This is a genomic window from Flavobacterium solisilvae (assembly GCF_012911605.1).
In the GTDB taxonomy this organism is placed as follows: domain Bacteria; phylum Bacteroidota; class Bacteroidia; order Flavobacteriales; family Flavobacteriaceae; genus Flavobacterium; species Flavobacterium solisilvae.
The window spans coordinates 242,114-256,456 of record NZ_JAAMPT010000209.1; the positions used below are offsets into that span (position 1 = coordinate 242,114).

At 34.7% G+C, this 14,343-nt stretch carries 12 protein-coding genes; 2 read left to right on the plus strand and 10 right to left on the minus strand.

Translation table 11 applies throughout. From position 1 onward, the window contains the following. Nucleotides 1-117 precede the first annotated feature (117 nt). Nucleotides 118-507 carry a bacillithiol system redox-active protein YtxJ gene (gene ytxJ, locus G6042_RS13435; RefSeq protein ID WP_169524956.1) on the plus strand — a complete coding sequence of 130 codons (390 nt, stop codon included), beginning with the start codon at nt 118-120 and terminating at the stop codon, nt 505-507. Nucleotides 508-549: 42 nt separating this feature from the next. On the opposite strand, the gene G6042_RS13440 is transcribed toward ytxJ, so the two are convergent. From G6042_RS13440 to thrA, 4 genes are all read right to left on the minus strand, one after another. Continuing rightward, entirely contained in the window at nt 550-1,734 is a 1,185-nt protein-coding gene (locus G6042_RS13440) for a hypothetical protein (RefSeq protein ID WP_169524957.1), read from the minus strand. 37 nt (nt 1,735-1,771) lie between these two features. Continuing rightward, nucleotides 1,772-3,058 (minus strand): threonine synthase, encoded by a 1,287-nt coding sequence (thrC, locus tag G6042_RS13445; RefSeq protein WP_169524958.1) that lies wholly within the window; start codon nt 3,056-3,058, stop codon nt 1,772-1,774. A gap of 72 nt (nt 3,059-3,130) precedes the next feature. Beyond that, nucleotides 3,131-4,057: a homoserine kinase gene (locus tag G6042_RS13450; RefSeq protein ID WP_169524959.1), complete on the minus strand. Its 927-nt coding sequence runs from the start codon at nt 4,055-4,057 to the stop codon at nt 3,131-3,133. Nucleotides 4,058-4,297: 240 nt separating this feature from the next. Beyond that, a complete protein-coding gene (gene thrA, locus G6042_RS13455; RefSeq protein WP_169524960.1) occupies nt 4,298-6,745 on the minus strand; it encodes a bifunctional aspartate kinase/homoserine dehydrogenase I in 2,448 nt (815 codons plus the stop codon). 400 nt (nt 6,746-7,145) lie between these two features. Between thrA and hutH the strand changes: the two genes are divergently transcribed. Continuing rightward, the gene (hutH, locus tag G6042_RS13460; RefSeq protein WP_169524961.1) at nt 7,146-8,648 is read left to right on the plus strand and encodes a histidine ammonia-lyase; all 1,503 of its coding nucleotides are present in this window, start codon (nt 7,146-7,148) and stop codon (nt 8,646-8,648) included. Between the two features lies 1 nt (nt 8,649). On the opposite strand, the gene G6042_RS13465 is transcribed toward hutH, so the two are convergent. The 6 genes from G6042_RS13465 to G6042_RS13490 form a co-directional block, all read right to left on the minus strand. Beyond that, nucleotides 8,650-9,063 (minus strand): type II toxin-antitoxin system VapC family toxin, encoded by a 414-nt coding sequence (locus tag G6042_RS13465; RefSeq protein ID WP_169524962.1) that lies wholly within the window; start codon nt 9,061-9,063, stop codon nt 8,650-8,652. A 1-nt stretch (nt 9,064) separates the two neighbouring features. Continuing rightward, nucleotides 9,065-9,313: a DUF6364 family protein gene (locus G6042_RS13470; protein ID WP_169524963.1), complete on the minus strand. Its 249-nt coding sequence runs from the start codon at nt 9,311-9,313 to the stop codon at nt 9,065-9,067. Nucleotides 9,314-9,395: 82 nt separating this feature from the next. Then, a complete protein-coding gene (locus G6042_RS13475) occupies nt 9,396-9,761 on the minus strand; it encodes a DUF1304 domain-containing protein (protein ID WP_169524964.1) in 366 nt (121 codons plus the stop codon). 4 nt (nt 9,762-9,765) lie between these two features. Further along, a complete protein-coding gene (locus tag G6042_RS13480; protein WP_169524965.1) occupies nt 9,766-10,281 on the minus strand; it encodes a DUF421 domain-containing protein in 516 nt (171 codons plus the stop codon). A gap of 15 nt (nt 10,282-10,296) precedes the next feature. Continuing rightward, a complete protein-coding gene (gene rimK, locus G6042_RS13485; protein WP_169524966.1) occupies nt 10,297-11,676 on the minus strand; it encodes a 30S ribosomal protein S6--L-glutamate ligase in 1,380 nt (459 codons plus the stop codon). 99 nt (nt 11,677-11,775) lie between these two features. Further along, the gene (locus G6042_RS13490) at nt 11,776-14,319 is read right to left on the minus strand and encodes an ATP-dependent Clp protease ATP-binding subunit (RefSeq protein ID WP_169524967.1); all 2,544 of its coding nucleotides are present in this window, start codon (nt 14,317-14,319) and stop codon (nt 11,776-11,778) included. Between the last annotated feature and the right edge of the window lie 24 nt (nt 14,320-14,343).

A 14,343-nucleotide genomic window follows, 5' to 3' on the forward strand; every position in this document is an offset into this window, starting at 1 on the left:
TTGATTTTTTGATATTGTATTCAATTTATGTTCCAATGTTATAAAGCAGTCAAAATGGCTGTTTTTTTAGTTATATTTGCATAAAATAAAGACAAAATGTCTTAAAATCTGACTATTATGAGTTTTTTAGATAAGTTATTTGGAAATAATAAGCCTCAGTCAATGCCTGATGTGTTTTGGAATGAGCTGGAAAGTTTAGAGCAATTAAAAGATGTAGAAGCAGAGTCGTTTGAAAAACCGATAGTGATTTTTAAACACAGTACGCGATGTAGTATCAGCCGAATGGCTTGGAACCAATTCCAGAAGGAGTTTACTATTCCCGATGATAAAATGAGTTTGTATTATTTGGATTTGTTGGTGTATCGTGAAATTTCTAATGCCATTGCAGAACGTTTTGGTATTATTCATCAATCGCCACAAATTATAGTGATAAAAGATGGAAAAGCCATTTTTGATACTTCTCACGAAAGTATTGATGCCAAAAAATTAGAACAGTATTTGAATTAAGAGAATAAAAAAACGCATTGAATTTCAATGCGTTTTTTGTTTTTATCTTCTAAATTTATTCCTTGTAATAATGTCTTTGAGTTTGTTTTTTAAATCATTTCCTGTGTCGTAAACCATTTGTTCATTGCTAGGAAATGGAATAGCTTTTCGGTCAAAGTTTGGATAGTATTCTTGTTCGCAAGCTCGTTTATCACCTTTTAAACGTGAATACATGTGATTGAAAACGAATTCACTTTCCAAAGGAAAGGTTTGTAGTAATTGGTTATTTCTAAAATCGATATAATCTACTTTTGCGGTTACTTGACACGCTTTGAATTGGGCAAATTCGTAAACCGTAGCACGAACGGTTCGCATATCGTCCACCTTAATTGGGTTTCCTAAACTGTCTCTAACCACTTGTCCGTTGGCATTTAATAGATTTTTAACTCCAACTTTTATAACTTTTTCTTTTTGTAGTTCTTTCTCTTTTACTTGTTCAGGAGAAATATTGATTTGACGGAAATTAACCACCAACCCATAGTCATAATCAATTCCTTTTTGACGATTGCTGTGATACACTGTCCATTTATCATTTAAGCCAAGCGTACTGAAATCCAACAAATCGTTTTCAAGGCGAACAGGAATGACCATATTGGTTTCGTTTTTGGTATAAACGCTTACGAAATCGGTTCCTTTGAAACGAGCTTCTTCAATTAGTTTGTCTGTGTCTTTAAATCCTGGACTTAAGTTTTTAAGATATACTAAATCATCATACGCACGACGAAGCACGTTTTTATCTTTGTTTATCAAAAGTGCTTTAGAATTGTCGTATAGGTATTTTGCCAAAGCACTTTTGCTGCTAACAATTTGGTCTGAATAGTCGTCAAAAGGAAAAATAGCATTTCGACCTTCCTTTAACAACTTTAAAGGTAATAATGGACGAATGCTTTCCTGACGTGAGTTTAGTTGAACGTAAGTATTGTAGATTTTCTCTAAATTCTGCGGATTTGCATCTTTAAACCAGATGTTGATATTGCGTAAATCACGTTCTTTAGCTTTAGCAAATGCTTCTTCGAGCATGTAAACATAATCTTGTTTTCCTTTAGCTGCTTTGTTTCCGCGTAACCCTTCAACAGCGTTTTGAATTGCACCGTCATAATCGCCTGAAGTCAACATGTCTCGGGTTTGACGCTTGCCGCAAGAGGAAAGAAGTATCAATAAAATTAAAAGCGAAGTAATTTTTTTCATGAGGTTAGGATTTTGAGCAAATATAAATGTTAAATTCTTAATGCAAAAAATCTTTTAACTCTCCATACGTTTTAATTTTAACAGAAACTTTTTCTTTACCCAAAACGTTTTCTATCTGTTTTGGGATAGGTAATTGTAAATCCAATAAAGGTTCAACAATGTCTAAGAATTTTATTGGATGCGCTGTTTCTAGGAAAACTCCAATGGAATTACGTTGTTTTTGCATTTCTTTTTTCAAACCAAGATAACCAACAGCACCGTGCGGTTCAGCGATATATTTGGTTCGAGAATAAATGTCTTTGATAGTCCTTTCTGTTTCAGTATCCGAGAAAGAATAAGAAGAAAAATCTTTTTCAAATTCGTTTAAATCATTATTGTACAATTCCTGAATACGAATAAAATTACTTGGATTGCCTACGTCCATTGCGTTGGAAATAGTGGTAACAGATGGTTTTGGTTCATAATTTCCTTTTTCCAAAAACCTTGGAACTGTATCGTTGGCATTGGTAGAAGCCACAAAATGTGAAATAGGTAATCCTAATCTTTTTGCCATAATTCCGGCGCAAATATTCCCAAAATTTCCACTCGGACATGACAATACAATTGGTTTGTTGTATTGTTTAAGTTGTTTGTAAGCAAAGAAAATGTAGAACATTTGTGGCAACCAACGAGCAATATTGATAGAATTAGCCGAAGTGAGGTTTTTGTGTTTCAAACTTTCGTCTAAAAAAGCTTTTTTTACCATATCTTGACAATCGTCAAACACGCCATCAACTTCCAATGCTTTGATATTTTGTCCTAAGGTAGTAAGTTGCCGTTCCTGAATATCACTCACTTTTCCTGATGGATAAAGGATAACGACTTCAACGCCTTTTACGCCCAAAAATCCGCTGGCAACAGCTCCGCCAGTATCGCCAGAAGTTGCTACTAAAACCGTGACTTTTTTATCGGTATTTCGATTGAAGTAACCCAAACAGCGCGACATAAATCGTGCGCCAACGTCTTTAAAAGCCATTGTTGGACCATGAAAAAGTTCCAATGAAAAGATATTATCTTCTACAGGAATACATGGAAAATCGAAGCAAAGTGTTTCGGTTATGATTTTTTTGAGTTCGGTTTCTGGAATTTCATCGCCAACAAATTGTTTGATGGTTTCAAAAGCAATTTCTTCATTGGAAAGCATTTCGATATTTTGAAAAAACGAATCGGGTAGAGGCGAAATTGTTTCCGGGAAATACAAACCTCTGTCAGGTGCCAATCCTTTGATAACGGCTTCTTGAAAAGTTACTTTATGGTTTTTATTGTTTAAGCTGTAATAGTTCATTTTTTATTTTTTTTGCCACAGATTTCACAAATTTTCACAGATTTAATTTGTGTGAATTTGTGAAATCTGTGTTTAATTTTTAATTTCGGTTACTCCATCTGGATTGATTTTTGAGATATGCATGTCAAATTCAATTCCGGTTTCTTGATAGCTGTTGCTCATGGCATAGGCTACTTTTTCGGCGGTTTCTTGACCTTTGCATAAGGCAAAAATTGACGGTCCAGCACCAGAAATTCCAGCACCTAAAGCTCCGTTTTGTATTGCGCTATTTTTTACTAAATCAAAGTTAGGAATTAAATGTTTTCGCAGCGGTTCAATGACAACATCTTGCAACGAACGACTAAGTAAATTATAATCCTTAGTATATAATCCGGCGATAAATCCGCCCAAATTTCCCCATTGTGTAATGGCAGATTTCAAACTGATTTCTGGTTTTAAAACAGCTCTTGAATCGGAAGTTTTGACTTCGATATGTGGATGAAGAACAACCGCAAAAAGTTCACTCGGACTGTCAATTCTAATCACATCCAGTGGATTGTAACCTCGAACTAAAGTAAATCCACCAAGCAAACACGGTGCAACGTTGTCAGCATGTTCAGAACCGCTGGCAATAGCTTCGCCTTTCATGGCAAAATCGACTAATTGGTTTTTAGTGTAAGGTTTTCCAAGTAATTCATTTACGCCAAAAACAGCTCCAGCTGCGCTGGCAGATGAACTTCCAATTCCGCTTCCGGCTTTGATTTTTTTATGGATTTCGATTTCAATTCCAAAATCAGGATTGATGGTGTTGTAAATTGCCAAAGCGGCAACTCCAGCAACGTTTTTATTAGTTTCTAATGGTAAATCGGCGCCAGTTATTTTAGAAATTGTAATTCCTTTTTGGGAAGTTTTTCTGAAAATCATTTCGTCGCCAATGCCTTCCAAGCATAATCCCAATACATCAAAACCGCAGTTTAGATTGGCTATCGTTGCTGGACAGAATATTTTTATTTCGTTCATAGTCATTGTGAAAATTTGTTCTAAATCAATTTCTTTTTGCCACAGATTACACGGATTTAACAGATTTTTGCTGCAAATATTCAATACATTTTCTGTTTAACCCTGATTGAAGTGGAAATCCTGTCATTGCTAGTTCAGAATTTGAATATGCGATTGCTTCGTTCCTCGCAATGACAGATTGAAACGAAAAGCAGGAAAATGGTATGCAAATTAAGTCCAAGCTTTTCGTTTCAAAAAAAATTACACATTTCCAATTCGGACAACATCAGCAAAAATTCCAGAAGCAGTAACGGCTGCGCCAGCTCCAGCACCTTTGATGATTAGTGGTTGATCCACGTAACGATCGGTGTAGAATTCGACAATATTGTCTTTTCCTTCGAGGTTGTAAAATGGGCTTTCTTTTGGAATAAATTGCAAGCCAACTGCTGCTTTTCCGTTGTTGAAACTCGCTACAAACTTGATGCGACTGTCTTTTTCTTTTGCTTCGTTTAATAATTTATTGAAATGAGCTTCGTGCTTAATTAATGAGGCGAAAAAATCATCATTGTTTGTCGTTTTCATGCATTCGTCAGGAAGGAAACAGTTGTTTTCAATTTCTTCGATATCCATTTGATAACCGCTTTCTCGAATTAGAATTAATATCTTTCGAGCAACGTCAACTCCGCTCAAATCTATTTTTGGATCGGGTTCGGTAAATCCCTGAACTCCTGCTTCTTTAACGACATCATGAAAACTATAACTTTCACTAAAATTATTGAAAATAAAGTTTAAACTTCCTGATAAAACTGCATTGATACGATTAACTTTATCGCCTGAAGCAATTAATAGCTTCAAAGTGTCGATGATTGGTAAGCCTGCACCAACATTGGTTTCAAACAGAAATGGTGCATTGTATTTTCGGGATAAATCTTTCAGGTTTTTGTAGTTGTTAAATTCTGATGAACAGGCAATTTTATTACAGGTTACTACGGCAATATTTTTTGATAAAAATTGGTTGTAAATTCCGGCTACATCATAATTTGCTGTGATGTCAACAAAAATACTGTTGCGAAGATTGAGTTCTTTTACACGAGAAATAAAACTTTCTACATTGGCAGTTTCTCCGTTGTCTAAAGCGGTTTTCCAGTCTTTTAGATTGATGGCATCTTCGTCAAAAAACATTTTTCGAGAGTTTGCTAATGCGATTACTCGAACGTTAATTCTACGATTTTCTTTCAGGAATTTCTTTTGCTGACTGATTTGGTCAATGAATTTCTCACCAACGTTTCCAACGCCCATAACGAATAAGTTTAATTGCTTGGTATTATCTTCAAAGAAGCGTTCATGAAGTGTGTTCAAGGCTTTTTTAACATCATTTTCATTGATTACTACCGAAATGTTTCTTTCGGATGCACCTTGCGCAATGGCGCGAATGTTAACGTTGTTTTTGCCTAAAGTGCTGAACATTTTCCCTGAAATTCCTTGATGGTTTTTCATGCTTTCACCAACCAATGCTACGATACATAAGTCTTTTTCGACGATGCATTTATCGATTTTTCCTTGAGCGATTTCCAGTTCAAAGGCTTTGTTGATGGCATTTTTGGCATTTTCGGCATCTGAATTTAGAATTCCAATACAGATAGAATGTTCGGACGAAGCCTGAGTGATGAAAATTACATTGATATTTTCGATAGAAAGTACTTCAAACAAACGTTTTGACGAACCGGAAACACCTACAATTCCTGAGCCTTCAAGTGTTAATAAAGCTATTTTGTCAATATGAGAAATTCCTTTGATTGGATTACTGGTTGATGATGGATTATTTGAAATTAATGTTCCATCGGCTTCGGGTTCAAACGTATTTTTGATAAGAATTGGAATATTGTCTTTCAAAACCGGCTGAATGGTTGGTGGATACAACACTTTTGCGCCAAAATGCGACAATTCCATTGCTTCCTGATAGGAAATGGTTTCGATAGGTTGGGCTTGTTTTACGATTTTTGGATTAGCTGTAAACATACCATTTACGTCAGTCCAAATTTCTAAAACTTCGGCATTAATAGCTGCTGCAATAATGGCTGCTGTATAATCAGAACCGCCACGACCAAGTGTTGTTATATTTCCATCGGCAGAAGCAGCTATAAACCCTGGTAAAAGTGTAACTTGTTGATTGTTATTTTTAAAATAATCTTTAATTAATGTGTTAGTTTCAGCAAAATTAACGGAAGCTTTTCCAAAATTATTGTCGGTTTTAATGAGTTCGCGGCTGTCTTTAAAGGTTGAATTGCTTATTTTTTGTTTTAAAGCTGTTGCGATAATTTGTGATGAAAGTAGTTCTCCAAAACCCGCAACAATATCAGCAGTTCTATTGGATAATTCGCCCAAAAGATAACAACCGTCTAATAAGGTTTTTAAATGGTTGATATTGCTATTAACAGTGTCAATGATTTCGCTTTGATCGCTTAACGGAATTAATTCATCAATAGCTTCTTTGTGTTTCTTTTCGATTTCGGAGACAATATTTTTGTAATTTCTGTCTTTTGCGGAAGCTGTTTTTCCTGCTAAAATCAATAAATCGGTTACGCCGCTAAAAGCTGAAACGACTACAGCTAGTTTTTTGGATTTACTTTTTTCTGCAACAATATTTATTGTTTTGTTGATATTTTCGGCGTTGGCTACAGATGTTCCGCCAAATTTTAATGCTATCATGACTTTTTAGTTATGAATTTTGAATTTAAGTTAATGTTTAAGTAGCTTTCAAATGAAAGCACATAAATAGGATTATATGTGAAAATTATACCCCAAATGGGGTTGTAGTAGTTGATGTAGTGCCAACAGTTGTTTCAACCAAAGAATTGGTTGTTTGTGAGAAATTATATGTAAAATTATTGGCAATCATATTTTTCAAATATATAGTATTTATTTTTAAACTTTTACATAAAGAGTGATTTTTGAGGATTTGACAAAAGAAAAACGATATAGTTTGTTAAATTTTTAAAGTAAATTTATTTTGAAAACTATTATTGATAATTTGTCAATAAAATAGCGAAAAAATAATTGCTTTTTAACAATCGTTTACGGAATTTTGGGCTTTTAATTCCTAGAAAAAATGGAGCATTCGCATTATATTAGTTCTGAAGTATTGACTTTGGAGACATTACAAGAGATAATTTCTGAACACAAAACATTGGCATTGTCAGAAGAAGCAAAGGTAAATATTCAACAATGTCGTGATTATTTAGACCAAAAAATGGCTTCCAATGAAACACCAATTTACGGTATAAATACAGGTTTTGGCTCGTTATGTAATGTGAAAATATCGAATGAGAATTTATCCAAACTACAGGAAAATCTAGTAAAATCGCATGCTTGTGGAACTGGTGAAGAAGTGCCGCAAGAAATTGTGAAACTAATGTTGTTGCTTAAAATCCAAAGTTTAAGTTACGGAAATTCAGGCGTTCAATTGCAAACGGTGGAACGATTAGTTAATTTTTACAACAATGATATTTTACCGGTAATTTATAATCAAGGTTCGCTTGGCGCGAGTGGCGATTTGGCTCCGTTGGCACATTTAAGTTTACCGCTTTTAGGCGAAGGCGAAGTGAATTATGAAGGATTTCGTCAACCAGCAGGAAAAGTGTTGGAGAAAATGGGATGGAAGCCAATCGTTTTACAGTCTAAAGAAGGTTTGGCATTGTTAAACGGAACGCAATTTATGAGTTCGTATGGTTGTTATGTTTTACTGAAAGCGATGAAATATTCCTATTTGGCAGATGTAATTTCGGCGGTTTCTTTGGAAGGTTTTGACGGAAGAATTGAGCCGTTTAATGAGTTAATCCATTATGTTCGTCCGCATAAAGGACAAGTTGTAACAGCGCAACGAATGAATGAATTGTTAGAAGGAAGCCAAATTATTGCGCAACAAAAAGAACATGTTCAAGATCCGTATTCTTTCCGTTGTATTCCGCAAGTTCATGGTGCTTCGAAAGATGCGATTGATTATGTGAAGAAAGTATTTAAGACTGAAATCAATTCTGTTACCGATAATCCTAATATTTTTAAAGACGAAGATTTGATTGTTTCTGGCGGAAATTTCCACGGACAACCTTTGGCTTTGGCATTAGATTTTCTTGGAATAGCTTTGGCGGAATTAGGTAGTATTTCCGAAAGAAGAACATATCAGTTGATTTCTGGTTTACGAGGTTTGCCAGCATTTTTAGTTGACAATCCGGGTTTGAATTCTGGTTTTATGATTCCGCAATATACCGCAGCAAGTATTGTTAGTCAAAATAAACAATTGGCAACTCCGGCAAGTATTGATAGTATTGTTTCGAGTAACGGTCAAGAAGATCACGTTTCAATGGGTTCAAATGCTGCTACAAAATGTCTTAGAATTATTGAAAACTTAGAACGAATTTTGGCTATTGAGTTGATGAATGCTTCACAAGCTATTCATTTCAGAGAACCTTTAAAATCGAGTAAATTTATAGAAAGCTTTGTAAAATCGTATCGCGAAGAAGTTCAGTTAGTGAAAGAAGACCGAATTTTACATTATGATATTGAGAAATCGGTAGCGTTTTTGGATAGTTTTATGATTGATTTGGAGGAATAAATCAATTTGTTTTCAGAAAATCTTCGGGAGTTATAACGCCAAGATTACTTTTTTTGTAATCTTTGGTGTTTCTTGTGATAATGGTATTTATTGTTCCGTTTTGTTCTGCAGAAAAATTTTGTAAAGCATCTTCAAAGTCTTTAAAATTAGAGTTTAAAGCTGTTATAATTGCGTTTTTATCGATGTTTAAAATTTCTAAAAAAGATACTAGCGCTTTTAGTTTTTCAATTACTTTTTCTTGCTTTCCTTTTTGACTTAACAGATAATAAACATTACTCAAAATTACTGGCGTTATGTAACCAATAACAATTTTCTTTTCGCAAAGCGATAAAACTTGGGCTGCGTTTTCAGAAAAAGGTTCTCTATCAAAGAAAAAATCCAAAATAACATCGGTATCGATTAAAACGTTTTTCATGTTAAAGGTATTTGTCTGAAAGACGTTTGGTTAATTCCTTTTTATAATCAAAATCTTTATCGGCTTTGAACGAACCTTTTAATGATTTCACTATCGGACTTAACTCTGATGTTTCTTTTTTATCTTCGGCTACCAATGTTTTTAAATAATTTTCAATGATGTTTGACAAGCTATTTTTTTTGCCTTTGGCATATTTTTTTGCTTTTTCAATAACATTTTCGTCAATAGTTATGGTCAATTTTGTGCTCATGATTTTAAATTATTTGAAACAAAGATAGTTAAAAATAATTATACGTGTATATTTTTGTTTTTTTATACGGTTTTTTTTTGGATTATCCAAGAAATACCAAACTCAAAATCCCTAAAATCGCAGGAACAGCTTGTACAAAAAATATTCGTTTGGAAGCGGTTAATGCACCATAAATTCCAGCAACTAAAACACATCCTAAAAAGAATAACGCTACGTTTTTACTCCAAATGTCATCACAAATTAGCAACGACCAAATCAATCCTGCGGCAAGAAAACCGTTGTACAAACCTTGATTGGCAGCCATGACTTTTGTCTTTTCAAATTGTTCTTCGGGTATGGTTTTGAACACTTTTTTAGCACGAGTTGTCCAAGCAAACATTTCGAGCCAAAGAATATAAATATGCAATACTGCAATACATCCGATGATAATTTGAGAAAGTAAGTTCATAATTCTATTGGTTTAAGTTACCTAGCGTTTTGTGTATTTTTCGTTTATGATGTGTTTGCCTCAAGTTTTCATTCCCTGAAATCACACTAATATTGCCATCAATTTCGAGCATGGCTAATTTTACATCTTTGTAATATTCTACACCGTGTTCACGCATGGCTTCTTGAAGTTCATCGGAGGAAATTCCTAAACGCGCCAAAGTTTTAAATTCAAGTTTTCCGTTGTGAATTAAAATTTCGGGTTTGTCTTGAACCAAATTTTTAATGAACTTGGATTTTAGCATTATTCTTTTGAAAAGAAAATTAATTAAAAATAAAGCAACTGCGGCTGTAATTCCGCCTAAAAGTGAAACGTTACTACCAACCATAGCATTTTGTACCGAATTACTAATCAATAGAATGAGAATAACATCGGCAGTATTGAGTTGAGATAATTCTTTTTTACCAAAAATACGTAAAGCAATTATCATGAACAGATAAACACTTACGCTTCTTAAGATGATATCAAGATAAGGATTCATACTCAATGCTTTTGTTTAAATTATGGAAGATTTTTTAAAATTCTTTTCAATCGCTTTAATCATTTCTCCGGCAATGTCTTTGTTGGTTGCGCCTTCGATACCTTCTAAACCTGGTGAAGAATTTACTTCCAATAAAAGCGGACCTTTTGATGAACGAATAATATCAACTCCGGCCACTTTTAAATCCATAGCTTTGGCAGCTTTGATGGCAATTTTCTTTTCTTCAGCTGTTGGTTTTATAACCGATGCTGTTCCGCCCATGTGAATATTAGCCCGAAATTCTCCCGCAGCAGCTTCACGTTGAATAGCGGCAACTACTTTTCCGTCAACGACAAAAAGACGTAAATCTTTTCCGTTGGCTTCTTTGATGAATTCTTGAACTAAAATATTGGCATTTAGGCTTTTGAAAGCATTAATTACTGATTCGGCTGCTTTTTTGGTTTCGGCAAGAACAACGCCTTTTCCTTGTGTTCCTTCCAAAAGTTTGACAATCAAAGGCGAACCGCCAACCATTTTAATTAAATCGTCGGTATCTAAAGGCGAATTGGCAAAACCAGTTGTTGGAATATCAACACCATTTCTCAAAAGCAACTGCAGTGAAAATAGTTTGTCTCTCGACTGCGTAATTGCCGCAGCCGAATTTAAACAATAGACTTTCATTGCTTCAAATTGTCGGGTTAATGCACAACCATAAAATGTAATACTCGGACGAATTCGAGGAATGATAGCATCAAAATTATCAAGGATTTTTCCACCACGATAATGGATTTCAGGTTTATCGGCATCGAGTTTCATATAACATTCTTTGATGTTCAAAAAATGCATTTCATGACCACGCATTTCGCCAGCTTCCATTATTCGTTTGTTGCTATACAATTCAGGATTACTAGCTAAAAGTCCAATGCGAAGACCAGATTTTTTGGAAATGGAATTCTGATATAAATCTTTTAAATTTTCTGTAGAAGTTTGCCCTAAAAGATATTTTTGTTCTGGATCGACTAGAATTCTTCCACTCATAGCTTCACGACCAAGCAACATTCTGAAACCCATTGAATCACGGTTGGTCAATGTCATTTCGATTGCCCAATTATCGTTGCCAATTTTGAGTATGGTTTGGATAACATAACGTTGTTCGCGAAAACCACTGGAGCTTTTTACAACGCGTTTATCAATTAGCTTTGCTTCGCAATGAATAACAGTTTTAAGATTATTCTGAATTGGGTTGATGTCAAATTTTACCCAATTTTCACCTTCTTTGATGAATGGCGCAATGTTAATAGCATGCAACGCCGAAGTTTTTGCACCCGAATCAACACGTGCTTTGATAGCTGGAATTCCAAGTTCAGGAAACGAACACCATTCTTCTGAACCTAATATGATTTTGTTTGAATTCATTTGTAATAAAAAATTAAACCACTAAGAGTTTAAGTTTCATTAAGTAACACTTAATTTTCTTAACCTCTTAATGGTTTATAAAAGTAGAAATTAATTTTATTATTTCGTCGGATTTTCAGTTTTTTGAATAGTCACTGTTAATTCCTGCGAAGTTTCATCTAAATCCATGAAAATCTCGTCTCCTGATGCTATTTTAGAAGTAATAATTTCCTCGGCTAATGCATCTTCAACATATTTTTGAATTGCTCTTTTTAATGGTCGAGCACCAAATTGTTTGTCAAAACCTTTTTCAGCAATGAATGCTTTTGCTTTATCAGATAAGGTTAAATTATAACCAAGTTCTGAAATTCTGGCATAAAGTTTTTTCAATTCAATTTCGATAATTAAATCGATGTGTTCTTTCTCTAACGGATTGAAAACGATTACATCATCAATTCTGTTAAGGAATTCAGGCGCAAATGTTTTTTTCAAAGCGTTTTCAATAACACTTTTTGAATGATCATCGGCTTGTGCCACTTTTGCTGAAGTTCCAAAACCAACGCCTTGACCAAAATCTTTCAATTGACGCGCTCCAACATTGGAAGTCATGATGATAATGGTGTTTTTGAAATCGATTTTTCGACCTAAACTATCGGTTAAATAGCCATCGTCCAAAACTTGAAGCATCATATTGAAAACATCAGGATGAGCTTTTTCAATTTCGTCTAAAAGCACAACGCAATACGGTTTTCTTCTAACTTTTTCGGTCAATTGTCCGCCTTCTTCATAGCCAACATATCCTGGAGGTGCGCCGATTAAACGAGAAATTGCAAATTTTTCCATGTATTCGCTCATGTCAATTCGAACCAAAGCATCTTCAGAATCGAATAATTCACGAGCAATAACTTTTGCTAATTGGGTTTTTCCAACTCCAGTTGAACCTAAGAAAATAAAGGAACCAATTGGTCGGTTTGGATCTTTTAGTCCAGCACGATTTCGTTGAATAGAACGAGCAATTTTGGTAACTGCTTCGTCTTGACCGATTACTTTTCCTTTGATAAGTTCTGGTAAATGAGCTAATTTATTACTTTCAGTTTGTGCAATTCTGTTAACAGGAATTCCGGTCATCATCGATACTACATCGGCAACATTGTCTTCGGTTACTCGAATACGATTGTTTTTAGAATCTTCTTCCCATTGTTCTTGTGCAATGGCTAAGTCTTTTTCTAAACGCTTTTCGTCATCGCGAAGTTTGGCAGCTTCTTCATATTTCTGTTTTTTAACCACAGAATTTTTTAGTTCGCGTACTTCTTCCAATTGACGTTCTAAATCCAAAATTTGTTTTGGAACATCAATATTAGTGATGTGAACACGAGAACCGGCTTCGTCCAAAGCATCAATAGCTTTGTCTGGAAGAAAACGTTCAGACATATATCTATTGGTTAACTTCACACAAGCTTCGATGGCTTCAGGTGTGTAAATTACGTTGTGATGATCTTCATATTTGTTTTTGATATTATTCAAAATTGTAATCGTTTCTTCCACCGAAGTTGGTTCTACAATTACCTTTTGAAAACGTCTTTCTAATGCGCCATCTTTTTCAATATATTGACGGTATTCGTCCAAAGTTGTAGCACCAATACATTGGATTTCGCCTCTTGCTAAAGCAGGTTTGAACATATTAGAAGCGTCAAGCGAACCTGTTGCGCCACCAGCACCAACAATAGTGTGAATTTCGTCAATGAAAAGAATGATATCATCGTTTTTTTCCAATTCGTTCATCACGGCTTTCATTCTTTCTTCAAATTGGCCGCGGTATTTTGTTCCAGCAACTAATGAAGCTAAATCAAGCGTAACCACACGTTTGTTGAAAAGAATACGAGAAACTTTCTTTTGAATAATTCGAAGTGCTAAACCTTCGGCAATGGCAGATTTTCCAACGCCTGGTTCACCAATTAGTAACGGATTGTTCTTCTTTCTTCGGCTAAGAATTTGAGAAACGCGCTCAATTTCTTTTTCACGACCAACAACTGGATCGAGTTTTCCTTCTTCGGCAAGTTCGGTTAAATCGCGACCAAAATTATCCAAAACCGGAGTTTTAGATTTTTTATTGGTTTTGTTCGCAGGATTATTGAAACTTCCTTCTTTTAAACTGTCATCTTGACCTGAATCTTCATTATATGATTCGTTTCTTGGCAAGTTATCTGTAAAATCTTCTTCGTTTGGTGTCATATTTAAGTATTGTTCTTTTACTACATTATAGTCGATTTTTAATCGATGTAGCAATTTGGTTGTTGGATCATTTTCATTTCGCAGTATGCACAAAAGTAAATGCGCAGTACTAATTGAAGAACTTTGAAAAACCTTTGCTTCAAGAAAAGTAGTTTTCAAAGCACGTTCTGCCTGACGTGTTAAGTGCAGGTTTTTCTTTTCGTTGCTGATTTCAACATTTGGGTTGGCCGGACTTAGAATTTCCACCTTTTTACGCAAATGTTCTAAATCAATCGAAAGATTGTTTAGTATAGATATGGCTTTGCCGTTTCCGTCTCTAAGAATACCAAGCATCAAGTGTTCCGTTCCAATAAAGTCATGCCCTAATCGTAGTGCTTCTTCTTTACTGTAAGTGATTACATCTTTAACTCTTGGTGAAAAATTATCATCCATAGCAATTTGATTTTGTGAAGTAAA

Excerpts from the sequence above, each read along its gene's own strand:
- thrC (WP_169524958.1), bottom strand. The coding sequence starts at position 3,058 with ATGAACTATTACAGCTTAAACAATAAAAACCATAAAGTAACTTTTCAA.
- G6042_RS13450 (WP_169524959.1), bottom strand. The coding sequence starts at position 4,057 with ATGAACGAAATAAAAATATTCTGTCCAGCAACGATAGCCAATCTAAAC.
- G6042_RS13475 (WP_169524964.1), bottom strand. The coding sequence starts at position 9,761 with ATGAACTTACTTTCTCAAATTATCATCGGATGTATTGCAGTATTGCAT.
- G6042_RS13440 (WP_169524957.1), bottom strand. The coding sequence starts at position 1,734 with ATGAAAAAAATTACTTCGCTTTTAATTTTATTGATACTTCTTTCCTCT.
- thrA (WP_169524960.1), bottom strand. The coding sequence starts at position 6,745 with ATGATAGCATTAAAATTTGGCGGAACATCTGTAGCCAACGCCGAAAAT.
- rimK (WP_169524966.1), bottom strand. The coding sequence starts at position 11,676 with ATGAATTCAAACAAAATCATATTAGGTTCAGAAGAATGGTGTTCGTTT.
- G6042_RS13480 (WP_169524965.1), bottom strand. The coding sequence starts at position 10,281 with ATGAATCCTTATCTTGATATCATCTTAAGAAGCGTAAGTGTTTATCTG.
- G6042_RS13490 (WP_169524967.1), bottom strand. The coding sequence starts at position 14,319 with ATGGATGATAATTTTTCACCAAGAGTTAAAGATGTAATCACTTACAGT.
- G6042_RS13470 (WP_169524963.1), bottom strand. The coding sequence starts at position 9,313 with ATGAGCACAAAATTGACCATAACTATTGACGAAAATGTTATTGAAAAA.
- G6042_RS13465 (WP_169524962.1), bottom strand. The coding sequence starts at position 9,063 with ATGAAAAACGTTTTAATCGATACCGATGTTATTTTGGATTTTTTCTTT.
- hutH (WP_169524961.1), top strand. The coding sequence starts at position 7,146 with ATGGAGCATTCGCATTATATTAGTTCTGAAGTATTGACTTTGGAGACA.
- ytxJ (WP_169524956.1), top strand. The coding sequence starts at position 118 with ATGAGTTTTTTAGATAAGTTATTTGGAAATAATAAGCCTCAGTCAATG.